Below are 11,500 nucleotides of genomic sequence, written 5' to 3'. Positions count from 1 at the left end.
TATGAATTATCATCAGTATTATCCGGTTGATGTTGTCAACGGTCCCGGAACCCGCTGTACGCTGTTCGTAGCCGGCTGTGAGCACAAATGCCGGGGCTGCTATAACGCCACCACATGGCGGACAGATTCCGGTAAGCCATTTGACCAGCAGATGGAAGATTTGATTATCAGCGACCTTAACGACAAACGTATTGTGCGTCAGGGTCTGTCGCTCACCGGCGGGGATCCGCTGCACCCGCATAACCTGAATGCCATCCTGAAACTGGTCAGACGGGTGCGGCAGGAAACCGAACATAAAGACATCTGGTTATGGACAGGCTACACGCTGGCAGAATTATCACCAGCGCAAATACAAGTTGTAAATGAAATCAACACTCTTATCGACGGTAAATTCATACAGGAACTGAAAGATCCGGCATTAGTCTGGCGCGGCAGCAGTAACCAGCAGATTCATTACCTGCATCCGGTATAATTCAACCATTATGGCACCATTGTAGTTAACAGATTAATTCTGCATAACAGCAATGGTGCTTCTTTACTCCTTGCCGTCAGAAAATTTTTCTAATAAACCAGCCAGTTATTTTACTCGCATGTTCTCAGACTGCCCGAAATGGCCGGAATGGCATAAAATTCGCATATTGCAAGTAAAATTCTGGGATAATTTACCTTTAATATTCTGGTTTAAACAATCAAAACACATTCGTCTTAGTGCTGCCAAATCACCAGAGCAGTACAAATTTACTCAATTAAACCGTAGACAACACTACCTGCATCTATTCTGAGCATATTGGTGGTCAATTAATAGTGACATACGGTTTTACTTACCCGGATACACATGGACAATACCAATGAGCATAATTGATGTAACTGACAGACGCGCCGAAACTCAGGCAATGCTGGATAAAGCAGATCTATTGTTTGACCGCAGAACCTGTGAAACCAGGCTGGAGCAAATGGCTGCGGACATCACTGCAGCATTAAGTGATAAATACCCGCTGGTATTACCAGTAATGGGTGGTGCAGTTGTTTTCACCGGAAAATTACTGCCATTACTGCGTTTTCCGCTGGATTTCGATTACATCCATATTTCCCGCTACGGTGATAAACTAAAAGGTGGTAATTATCAGTGGCTGCGTGCCCCGCAGAATGCGGTAGTCGGACGCCACATTCTAGTGCTGGATGATATTTTGGATGAGGGACATACACTGGCAGCCGTAAAAAAACAGATACTGGAAATGGGTGCAGCCAGCTGTTCTACAGCTGTTTTTGCCAACAAACTGATTGGCAAAGAAAAGCCCATTATGGCTGATTTTGTCGGACTGGATGTTCCCAATCGTTATGTTTTCGGGTATGGCATGGATGCCGAAGGTAAATGGCGTAATCTGGACGAAATTTATGCTCTGGCTGAGTAATCGTCAATAACAGTATCTATTGTATGCAGGCCATGGTTATCTACACCGTGGCTCCTTGCTCATTCTTAGATTTTCCGGTTTTGAAATACATATAACATAATCAAATTTAATTCCATCATTATCATTAATAAAATCACGGTTCACTCAAAGCTATAGCATTAAAACTGTATCTAAATCATTAATATATCTACTGCATTAAATAATCATTTTTGAAAGACAGCCAACTGTTTCAAATCTGCTTTAAAATATATTTTTTATAAAAAATAAAGAATTAATGCAGGATTAAGCTAATTCATGTTCAAATTTAAATAACAGCCATACAGCACTAATAAAAATGTTAATATCATAATATATCAGCATACATAGAATGTATATACTAAATATGTATAAAATATAATATGTTATATTTTATTAAATAATTTTTTTAATGATTACAATAAAAAAATAAAATATTACATTAACTATTGATTATATTATTTAATTAACACATTCTTGACAAATTTAATTACTCGCCAGTATGATGTCTATACCGTATTAAATAGTACGGTCAGCTCTGGAAGGCTGTTTTATCAGACAGATAAACCATTGATATTTTTTATTATGGTTTTTTCATATTCTGTTTACCGAGTCATTGGCATACCTTTTCGATGGTAGACAATGGCAGGGAGGCTTTATGCCTGCCGGTTCTGATTAACGGTCTTCCAGCCTTGCCATTCTTCTGCCGCCAGATGCGTCTGGAAGCGCATAGCGGTTTGATTAGAATAATCAGGAAAGGCAGTGTTTATGACTATTTTTGTGGCGGAAAGCCGCCATTTGGAAGCGTATATGTTACGCCTGTTTCCGCCAGCGATGGCTCCAATTACCAATAAGCAGGTTTTACCAGAGTTTTGTCATATTAATTTGTGTGAAAACAACACCTTTGGTTCTGATATACGCTTATTTATCAGATATAAACTGAAACGCCCTAAAAAAGTAATTATTTACTCAGCCAAGCCTGACAGCAAAGTTAATTGAGTATTATAATCAGTAATGAGATAGTTAGTTTTTATAATATATTATATTTATTGCATTTAGTATATTTTTTGTATTAATAGCTACAATTATCTGATTGTAGAAAGGGGATAAAGAAATGTTGCAAAAAAAGGATTGCCTGAAAAATTTAAGATAATGTCCGTACAGACTCATTGTTTCCGGTCATTATCTATCAGTTAGTTTATTTGTCTATGTTTCCTGGTTCTTTAGCTTTTTAAGGGGCGGAACCAGGCTTTTTGCATTCTGGACTATCGTTTTTACTGCTATACCGCCCTAGTATCTTTTATTGCCTCATCGCTTTATGCCCTTCATCACGTAATTGCAATATTTTCTTACCTTCTGCCTTAGCCTGTACCATTTTTCCCGCTTTAACCAGATTATTGGTTTTATCAATTTCTGCAATCAATTTATCCATCTCAGCATAGTATGCTCTCAATTTTGGATTATTCGGTGCAGCATTTTCCAGACCGGAAGGTTTTTTTGCTTTAGCGGCCACGGCAGCAGCCCGCATACTGGCCAGAGCTTTACTGGCATCTGCGACTGTTTGCGCTGAATTAAAACGCGCATAACTCATATTAATAGCACTCATATAAACGTTTACGCCATTCGCCTGAACAGTCATCACTGATAATATCAGTGATAATAACAATATCCCTGCAGAGAGAAATTTTTTGGTTGCCATCTGATTTTCCTGTTCTTCAGTTAATCCTAAACATTTTATATATAAAACAGCGCAGAGTTTGATAATACCGTATCAAGTAAATGATAAGCTTTGCACCTGAATCAGTTTGCGTAAAAAGTGATCACAGCGTTCAAGCTGCTCCAGTTCTATATATTCATCAGCCTTATGAGCCACTGTAATACTACCGGGACCACATACAACAGTATTGATACCGCTATTCTGAAACTGGCCGCCTTCAGTCGCATAGGCCACTTTGGCTTGTTGTTTATTATCCACTAGTTGAGTAATCAATGCATGCAGCTGCTGATTATTTGCGTCATTTAAAGCAGGTACCTGTACATTATGGGTTAGCTTAATTGATGCTTCCGGTACCACTGCCTGCATAGCGGGTAAAAGGGTCGTTGCAATATATTGCCGAATCGGTTCAGTCAGCTCTTCTACCGTCATATGCGGCAAATTACGATAATCAAATTCAAAGGTACAATAATCCGGCACAATATTAATAGCGGTACCGCCACGAATCAGGCCGGTTGAAACAGTAGCAAACGGGACATCAAAAGCATGATCCAAATCAGCCCGCTGTTGTAATTGCTGAGCCAGCTGGTTGATAAATACAATCAGACGGGCTGCATATTCAATTGCATTCACACCATCAGGCGTGAGCGAAGAGTGAGCATTTTTACCGTGTACTTCACAACAGAAAGTATGGATCCCTTTGTGGGCCACTACCATTTGCATGGATGTAGGTTCACCAACAATACAGGATTGCGGCTGCAAACCTCTTTTTTCCAGCTCAGCCAGCATCACCGGTGCACCGAGACAGCCGACTTCTTCATCAAAAGACAAAGCAATATGTAATGGGACTTTCAGCTTTGCCTTTTGCATGTCCGGAACCGCAGCCAGTACGCTGGCAATAAAACCTTTCATGTCACTACTGCCACGACCATATACGCGGCCATCGCGTATATTTGCTGCAAACGGATCTGATAACCATTTTTGCCCGTCTACCGGCACAACATCAGTATGACCGGAAAGTACTATCCCGCCAGAAGTACTGCCATCAGCAGCCGGGATAGTGACAAACAGATTGGCTTTATCCCCCTTTTCATTATGTGCCAGCCATGGCGACAGTTTACGGCTCTCCAGATAATCGGCTACATAATTAATCAAGGCCAGATTACTCTGACGGCTGGTGGTATCAAAAGCAATCAGCTGACATAACCAGCTAAGTGTATCCACGGCAAATCTCCGGTTAACTCTGGTTAAACCATAGCATATTTTATGCCTTTAGCCTAAACAGTACATAAAACAAAATCCTCTTCGACGCTGATAATAGCTACAATAGCTATTTATGGAAAGGTATAACAGATGAAACAGCAATTTGACTTAGCCGGACATCCACATGTTGCGTTATGTGATCTGCTTAAACTGGCTGGGCTGGCAGAAAGCGGCGGCAGAGCCAAACAATTGATTGCCGAAGGTAAAGTACTGCGCAATCAGCAGCCGGAAACCCGTAAAACCGCGAAAATCATTGCCGGAGACAGTATCCGGCTGGGTGACAGTGAAATCAATGTCATTAATAGTGAGTTATGAGCGCACCGGAATTATTAACTCCGCCAGTACCACCGGAAGACTGGGAATGCTGCAATAGTGACTGTGGCGATGCCTGTGTCTGGCAAATTTATTACCGCGAAAAAGCTGCATATGAAGCGATCCAGGCACAGTTGTCCACATCATCTTCTAATAACGAAAAAAGCTCATGAATATTGATTTACATTGTCATTCCACGGTTTCTGATGGCGCACTGACGCCGGCCGAAGTTGTCCTGCGTGCTTCTGCTAATGGTTGCACATTGCTGGCATTAACAGACCATGACCATACCGGTGGTCTGGCTGCTGCGCATGCACAGGCCAAGCAGTCAGGAATCACTTTGATTAACGGGGTGGAAATCTCAGTAAGCTGGCGCGGACGCACTATACATATTGTCGGTCTGAATATATCTCCAGAAGATGAAGTATTACAAACTCTACTCGGACGTCTTCGCAGTGGCCGTTTACAGCGTTTACAGGCCATTACTGACAAGCTGGCTAAAAAAGGAATTAGTGATGCTTATGAAGGTACACTGGCACTTGCTACGAATATAGATATGGTAACACGTACGCACATTGCTGATTTTTTAGTCCAGTCCGGCCATGTAAATAAAAAAGCTGATGCATTTCGCAAATATCTTGGTGACGGTAAATCCTGCAGTGTTAAACATCAGTGGGCAGAATTGGCTGAGGTTGTTACTGCTATCCGGCATGCAGGCGGAATTGCAGTTATTGCGCATCCAATGCGCTATGAGCTGTCTGCTACTGCACGCCGCAATCTGTTCAGTGATTTTAAGGCTTGTGGTGGCGAAGCGATTGAAGTGCATAGTGGGCGTTCTAATCTGAACGATAGACTGAACTATGCCTTACTGGCACAACAATTCGATTTTTTAGCCAGCTGTGGCAGTGATTTTCATCGTGATGGTGATTTTGGTGGTGGCCTGCTCGGCTGCTGTCCTGAACTACCACCTATCTGTAAACCAGTATGGGATCATTTAGCTGATTAACCGTATTATCTCTGATAAATTTTAAATCAAATCAGGTATTTCAAGTTTGTTTCAGTCATAAACCAATCACAAAATGTTTGATTATAATATGCCAAAATCATATAAAAATTCAGATAATAAGAATTAAACAGTAAATCAAATTTTTATTGCCTGTACAGTAATAGCCAGTATGACCGGGAAAGTAAGATATATACGGAAATCCGCTAAAAAAATAATATTAAAATGTCTATCAATTTTGCTGAAAAACCGTACAGTCTTATTACTTACCAGATATGCGTGCTTACTTCGCTATTAATATTAATAAATAATTGGCCTATTACAGATAAATTTATTTTATTTATATATTACTAATATTGTTGCTTAATAGGCATTACCATTCCAATAAAATGTAAAATATATCTACATATACAATAATTTAATAGCAAATTATCTACAAAATAAAATAAGATTTAAAAATAAATAAAATAACAGTATTAGACTTACCTTATTTTAAATTTGTGTTTTCCTATCGATTTCTTTTTTAACAAAAAATTATTAATCGCTTTTCTGAACTTATTCAAGTCAATATAAAGGAAATAAAAATGAGCACTCAGATCTCTGATATTCAATCAGAGGCGTTAAACTTTATCCGCCCTCTGAACAGACTGGAAAGTGGTATGGCAAATTTGCATACTAATTTTTCAGGAACAACACAATTTACTTTAATTCTGGAGGTTGAAGGTAAACTGGAACCGAGCAGAGTAGAGCAGGCTTTACAAATCATTCAAAAGCAATATGAGGCACTGGCCTCCAAAATTCTTCTACAGGAAAGTCAATGGCATCTGGTTAAATCCTCTTTATCTTTTCCCATAATATTCACCGTCATTACCATACCGGAATTACCCTCAAATGATGTCCGCTCTTTTGATGAATTACTGGAAAGAGAGGTAAATGATCCGTTAGATATCCATCAGCAATTATGCAGATTGACCATGCTGAGTCAGGATAATTTTAATCGCCACTTACTGATACTGACACTGGCTCACGTCATTGCAGACGCCACAGCCGGTCTGAAGATTTTTTCTGAAATATTACGTCTGTCTGCACAAAATTTTTCTGATAAAACTATTGACCGAAATATATCTCCAGAAAATACAGGTTTTAGTTCTGCAAATAAGACAGGACACAGTTATCCTGATTATCAACAAGCTGTAAAAATGTGGAGTAATCCTGCCAGAGAAATCCAAACAGCAAGCTATACGGCCATAATTGAAGCAGAAACTGTTGAAAAATTAAGCTCAATAGCAAGCAGACATAATCTGACCATGAATTCATTATTGACTGCCCTGATTCAGCAGACCAATACTGATTTTTTTAAGCTGGATTCATTTCCCATATTAACTGCGATTAACTGCCATCCGATACTCAACATAGAAGACAGCTTTACCTGCTTAATTCAGCAGGCAATAACCACTATTTCCGGAGATATTTACACCAGTGCACAGCAAATTAAACAGGATATTCTGGATGCCAAAGCAACAGTTGCAGCAAATAAAATGCTGTCACCGATAACGTTACAAAATCTGCAAAAAGATTTGGTTTTTATATATACCAATAATGGCCGGATTAACAAAATAACCGTACCGCCAAACTTCAAGCTGCATAACTTTCGTACCGGAGCCAATATGAACAGCGGCACTCTGACTGCCACCTTTCATCTGGCTTTCCTTAATGGCTGCCTGATACTTTGCCTTTCTTATTACACCAAAATATTACAACGTAAAATTATCAGCCAGTTGATGGAAAGAATTGCCAGACAGCTAACAAATTTCGCCATAAAAGAGTATTGAGCATTTAAAAATCAATAAATTAAATACTCAAAATATAGCTGCGATTGCTGCATTTGACTTGGAAAATCCTTGTTTTAAAGATAATGAGTACACCTATATTTCAGATATATCAGCATTTTCTAACAAGGAAATCAGGCATTTCTGGCTGATTTTTATGCTTGCACATCAGTCAGCGCCACTATTGATATATTAAGTTTGATAGTGGCGCTTTCCGGTTAATAATTTTATTTATACATACAAATATACTATCCATACTGGCATACAAATAAAATTCATTAGAATATCAATATAAATCAGATTTTTACACTCATAATATTTATTCTGCACAGCTTTTCTGGTCTCATATTCAGACTATCAGACTGGCAATTAAGAATCTGACAATTGATTTATTGCTGCAATCCCGTTATGTTAGCCGAATACATGTGCTTATTAATTCAGAGGATAGAGTATGAAATCTCGTGCCGCAGTTGCCTTTGCTCCGGGAGAGGCATTACAAATTGTTGAAGTAGACGTTGCTCCGCCCAAGGCTGGTGAAGTACTGGTAAAGATTACTCATACCGGTGTTTGCCATACTGATGCATTTACTTTGTCGGGCGATGATCCTGAAGGTGTATTTCCGGTTATTCTGGGGCACGAAGGTGCCGGTATTGTGGTAGAAGTTGGTGAAGGCGTCACTTCTGTCAAACCCGGTGATCATGTCATTCCCTTGTATACCGCCGAATGCGGGAAGTGTTTGTTTTGCCGTTCGGGTAAAACAAACCTGTGTACCGCAGTAAGAGCAACACAGGGTAAGGGGCTGATGCCTGACGGCGCAACACGTTTTTCCTATCAGGGAAAACCCATTTACCATTATATGGGTTGTTCAACTTTCAGCGAATATACCGTTGTGGCAGAGGTATCTCTGGCTAAAATCAATCCTGAAGCCAGACATGATCAGGTTTGTCTGCTAGGCTGCGGAGTCACTACCGGTATTGGTGCAGTACACAATACTGCTAAAGTACAGGCAGGTGATACTGTTGCCGTATTCGGGCTGGGTGGTATCGGGCTGGCTGTAGTACAGGGGGCACGACAGGCCGGAGCCGGACGAATTATTGCTGTTGATACCAATCCGGCTAAATTTGCCCTTGCCAGACATTTTGGTGCCACAGAATGTATTAATCCGAACGATTATCAGGAACCTATACAACAGGTAATTATTGGTCTGACTGAATGGGGCGTAGATCATAGTTTTGAGTGTATCGGTAATGTAGAAGTGATGCGTGCTGCTTTGGAATGCGCTCATCGGGGCTGGGGACAAAGCATTATTATCGGCGTCGCCGGTGCCGGTCAGGAAATAGCCACACGCCCTTTTCAGCTGGTTACCGGACGGGTATGGAAAGGATCTGCTTTCGGTGGGGTTAAAGGACGCTCACAACTGCCGCAGATGGTGGAAGAAGCCATGCAGGGTAAAATCGAGTTGACACCATTTATTACTCATACATTGCCGCTGACTGATATTAACCAGGCATTCGAGCTGATGCATACCGGCGAATCAATTCGTACAGTCATTTATTATTAATAATATGCGTATGTGCATACACATTATTAATGTAATTGCCTGTATTTCATCATGTTATAAACTCAATACGGATCCTTTAAAATGGCTGAAATTACTCTGCTGACCACCCATAAACTGTTTAACGGCGAACAACGACGTTACCGGCATTACAGTCACTCCAATCAATGTGACATGACATTTTCTGTCTATCTTCCGTCACGTGCCTTACAAGGCTACCGGCTGCCTGTACTGTATTGTCTGAGCGGGCTCACCTGTACTGATGAAAATTTTTCGATGAAAAGTGGTGCACAGCGTTTTGCTGCTGAATGGGGTATTGTTCTGGTTATGCCGGATACCAGTCCGCGCGGTACTGATGTAGCTGATGCAGATGTGCACTATCTGGGACAGGGAGCCGGTTTTTATCTTAATGCTACCCTGCAGCCGTGGGCTCAGCATTACCAGATGTATGATTATGTGGTCACAGAACTGCCCGAACTTATCGAAAAACATTTTTCGGTTAATGAACAGCGTAGTTTATGCGGCCACAGTATGGGCGGTCATGGTGCGCTGATGATTGCCCTGAAAAACCCTCAGCGCTACGTTGCTGTATCGGCATTTGCTCCTATCGCCCATCCGGTAGCCGGAGCATGGGGTCAGACAGCATTCTCAACCTATCTGGGAGCCAATCAGCAAGACTGGGCTGCATATGACAGTACTGAACTGATCAGCCGGTATCCGTTTTCATTACCAGTTCTTATCGATCAGGGAAGCGTGGATGAATACTATCCTGAGCAATTAAATCCACAGGATTTCGTTCAGGCAGCCAAAGCCAAAGGCATTAACATTCGGTATCAGCTGCGTGAAAACTATGATCACAGCTATTATTTTGTCAGTACATTTATAGAAAGCCACATCAGCTTTCATGCCGAAGCATTCGGACTATAAATCACCAGACCGGTAAATTAACAGCTAAGCTTCAATCACGGATTCGCGCGCAAACGTTTTTTCGCAGTAATGACAGCATAAACGGGTTTCGCCATGACTCACCCGAACAGAAAAATGGCTCTTTACCGGTTCTCCATGGCTGGCACAATTGCTGTTCGGACAACGAAACACTTCACTGATACTTTCCGGCAAAGTTAATGTACGTTTGCGTACTACCCGAAAATTTTCAATATCATTAACTGTAGCCTGCGGCGCGAACAAAGCCAAGCGGTTAGCCGCAGCATCATCAAGATACTGACCGGAAATTTTAATAATATCCTTGCTGCCGGTGGATTTACTGCTCAGATTAAACCCCACCGTAACCGCATCACCGGAATGCAGCAATTTAAACTGGCGCAAAATAGTCAGCCCCTGCCCTACCGGGATGTGATCAATCACAGTACCATCTTTTATTGCCTCAACACTCAGTCTGGTCTGATTCATCATTGTTTATCCTTTTGCTCCAACTATATCAATATGTTCATTCAGAATCGCCGCCAGAATAGCCTGCCGCGCATACATACCATTATTGGCCTGCTGAAAATAATAAGCATGAATACTGTCATCGACATCTGCATGGATTTCATCCACACGCGGTAAAGGATGCAAAATACGCATATTCGGTTTAGCCTGCCCGAGCATAGCCGCACACAAATTAAAATGACCACTGATTCTGGCAAACTCCTGTTCATCGAACCGCTCACGCTGAATACGCGTCATATACAGAATATCAGCCCAGGCCAATGCTTCTTCGAGACTGCCGGAAGTCCGGTAATGTACGCCATTATCATCCAGCTGCTCACAGATATAAGCAGGCATTGCCAGAGTTGGCGGAGACACAAAAACAAATTCACACCCCCAGCGACTGAGAGCCTGCGCCAGTGAATGTACAGTACGGCCATATTTCAAATCACCAACTAAAGCAATTTTAAGATTCTGTAAATGTCCCTGCGTTTCATAAATGGTGACTAAATCCAGCAATGTCTGCGACGGGTGCTGATTCGTACCGTCTCCTGCATTGATAACAGGCACCCGGGCAAACTCACTGACTACCCGGGCTGCACCATCTTTCGGATGACGCATTACAATTGCATCTGCATAATTACTGATAATTCTGGCGGTATCAGCAAGCGTTTCTCCCTTCTTGGCACTGGTATTGGCACCATCAGCAAAACCAATAACTTTACCGCCCAGCCGCTGGATAGCAGTTTCAAATGACAAACGGGTTCGTGTAGACGGTTCAAAAAAACACGAACCAATTAAACCTCCGTCTAATAAATCAGCCTGAGGCTGCTGTTTTAACTGTAAAGCGAGCGCCAGCAAAAATTCCAACTGCGCAGTAGATAAATCATTAATAGAAATGAAATGTTGCCGATACAGCGGATTAGCCATAATTTAACCTTCAGCATTTATCAATAGGCACAAAAA

Annotated in this window: 13 protein-coding genes; 9 read left to right on the top strand and 4 right to left on the bottom strand. The window is 41.4% G+C overall.

Annotated elements, in window-relative coordinates; translation table 11 throughout:
- The first annotated feature begins 1 nt into the window (after position 1).
- The 3 genes from nrdG (at position 2) to H3U82_RS08555 (ending at position 2,426) form a co-directional block, all read left to right on the top strand.
- Positions 2 to 472 (top strand): anaerobic ribonucleoside-triphosphate reductase-activating protein, encoded by a 471-nt coding sequence (gene nrdG, locus H3U82_RS08565; protein WP_084587387.1) that lies wholly within the window; start codon positions 2 to 4, stop codon positions 470 to 472.
- Positions 473 to 854: 382 nt separating this feature from the next.
- Positions 855 to 1,412: a hypoxanthine-guanine phosphoribosyltransferase gene (locus H3U82_RS08560; protein ID WP_025331639.1), complete on the top strand. Its 558-nt coding sequence runs from the start codon at positions 855 to 857 to the stop codon at positions 1,410 to 1,412.
- 783 nt (positions 1,413 to 2,195) lie between these two features.
- Entirely contained in the window at positions 2,196 to 2,426 is a 231-nt protein-coding gene (locus H3U82_RS08555) for a hypothetical protein (protein WP_198210172.1), read from the top strand.
- 301 nt (positions 2,427 to 2,727) lie between these two features.
- Here the strand turns inward: H3U82_RS08555 and H3U82_RS08550 are convergent, their stop codons facing one another.
- Both H3U82_RS08550 and argE read right to left on the bottom strand, forming a co-directional pair.
- The gene (locus tag H3U82_RS08550) at positions 2,728 to 3,126 is read right to left on the bottom strand and encodes a cytochrome b562 (protein ID WP_025331641.1); all 399 of its coding nucleotides are present in this window, start codon (positions 3,124 to 3,126) and stop codon (positions 2,728 to 2,730) included.
- 72 nt (positions 3,127 to 3,198) lie between these two features.
- A complete protein-coding gene (argE, locus tag H3U82_RS08545) occupies positions 3,199 to 4,365 on the bottom strand; it encodes an acetylornithine deacetylase (RefSeq protein ID WP_198210170.1) in 1,167 nt (388 codons plus the stop codon).
- Between the two features lie 129 nt (positions 4,366 to 4,494).
- Here argE and H3U82_RS08540 point away from each other — a divergent pair, with 129 nt between their 5' ends.
- The 6 genes from H3U82_RS08540 (at position 4,495) to fghA (ending at position 10,033) form a co-directional block, all read left to right on the top strand.
- On the top strand, positions 4,495 to 4,719 hold the full coding sequence (locus tag H3U82_RS08540; protein WP_037474876.1) for an RNA-binding S4 domain-containing protein: 225 nt from the start codon (positions 4,495 to 4,497) through the stop codon (positions 4,717 to 4,719).
- Positions 4,716 to 4,889 (top strand): oxidoreductase-like domain-containing protein, encoded by a 174-nt coding sequence (locus H3U82_RS08535; RefSeq protein ID WP_198190403.1) that lies wholly within the window; start codon positions 4,716 to 4,718, stop codon positions 4,887 to 4,889. The genes H3U82_RS08540 and H3U82_RS08535 overlap by 4 nt, the downstream gene beginning before the upstream one ends.
- Entirely contained in the window at positions 4,886 to 5,722 is an 837-nt protein-coding gene (locus tag H3U82_RS08530) for a PHP domain-containing protein (RefSeq protein ID WP_198210168.1), read from the top strand. The genes H3U82_RS08535 and H3U82_RS08530 overlap by 4 nt, the downstream gene beginning before the upstream one ends.
- A gap of 581 nt (positions 5,723 to 6,303) precedes the next feature.
- On the top strand, positions 6,304 to 7,551 hold the full coding sequence (locus H3U82_RS08525; protein WP_198190401.1) for a condensation domain-containing protein: 1,248 nt from the start codon (positions 6,304 to 6,306) through the stop codon (positions 7,549 to 7,551).
- 448 nt (positions 7,552 to 7,999) lie between these two features.
- Positions 8,000 to 9,109 carry an S-(hydroxymethyl)glutathione dehydrogenase/class III alcohol dehydrogenase gene (locus H3U82_RS08520; protein ID WP_198190400.1) on the top strand — a complete coding sequence of 370 codons (1,110 nt, stop codon included), beginning with the start codon at positions 8,000 to 8,002 and terminating at the stop codon, positions 9,107 to 9,109.
- 90 nt (positions 9,110 to 9,199) lie between these two features.
- The gene (gene fghA / locus H3U82_RS08515; RefSeq protein WP_198210302.1) at positions 9,200 to 10,033 is read left to right on the top strand and encodes an S-formylglutathione hydrolase; all 834 of its coding nucleotides are present in this window, start codon (positions 9,200 to 9,202) and stop codon (positions 10,031 to 10,033) included.
- A gap of 24 nt (positions 10,034 to 10,057) precedes the next feature.
- Here the strand turns inward: fghA and pyrI are convergent, their stop codons facing one another.
- A complete protein-coding gene (pyrI, locus tag H3U82_RS08510; RefSeq protein ID WP_025331648.1) occupies positions 10,058 to 10,516 on the bottom strand; it encodes an aspartate carbamoyltransferase regulatory subunit in 459 nt (152 codons plus the stop codon).
- Positions 10,517 to 10,522: 6 nt separating this feature from the next.
- On the bottom strand, positions 10,523 to 11,464 hold the full coding sequence (gene pyrB, locus H3U82_RS08505; RefSeq protein ID WP_198210166.1) for an aspartate carbamoyltransferase: 942 nt from the start codon (positions 11,462 to 11,464) through the stop codon (positions 10,523 to 10,525).
- Positions 11,465 to 11,500 lie beyond the last annotated feature (36 nt).

The sequence above is a fragment of the Snodgrassella sp. W8132 genome (assembly GCF_016100865.1).
Lineage (GTDB): Bacteria > Pseudomonadota > Gammaproteobacteria > Burkholderiales > Neisseriaceae > Snodgrassella > Snodgrassella alvi.
This window is presented reverse-complemented; position numbering and strand designations above follow the sequence as displayed.

Excerpts from the sequence above, each read along its gene's own strand:
- H3U82_RS08555 (WP_198210172.1), top strand. The coding sequence starts at position 2,196 with ATGACTATTTTTGTGGCGGAAAGCCGCCATTTGGAAGCGTATATGTTA.
- pyrB (WP_198210166.1), bottom strand. The coding sequence starts at position 11,464 with ATGGCTAATCCGCTGTATCGGCAACATTTCATTTCTATTAATGATTTA.
- H3U82_RS08535 (WP_198190403.1), top strand. The coding sequence starts at position 4,716 with ATGAGCGCACCGGAATTATTAACTCCGCCAGTACCACCGGAAGACTGG.
- H3U82_RS08550 (WP_025331641.1), bottom strand. The coding sequence starts at position 3,126 with ATGGCAACCAAAAAATTTCTCTCTGCAGGGATATTGTTATTATCACTG.
- H3U82_RS08540 (WP_037474876.1), top strand. The coding sequence starts at position 4,495 with ATGAAACAGCAATTTGACTTAGCCGGACATCCACATGTTGCGTTATGT.
- H3U82_RS08520 (WP_198190400.1), top strand. The coding sequence starts at position 8,000 with ATGAAATCTCGTGCCGCAGTTGCCTTTGCTCCGGGAGAGGCATTACAA.
- H3U82_RS08525 (WP_198190401.1), top strand. The coding sequence starts at position 6,304 with ATGAGCACTCAGATCTCTGATATTCAATCAGAGGCGTTAAACTTTATC.
- nrdG (WP_084587387.1), top strand. The coding sequence starts at position 2 with ATGAATTATCATCAGTATTATCCGGTTGATGTTGTCAACGGTCCCGGA.
- H3U82_RS08530 (WP_198210168.1), top strand. The coding sequence starts at position 4,886 with ATGAATATTGATTTACATTGTCATTCCACGGTTTCTGATGGCGCACTG.
- pyrI (WP_025331648.1), bottom strand. The coding sequence starts at position 10,516 with ATGAATCAGACCAGACTGAGTGTTGAGGCAATAAAAGATGGTACTGTG.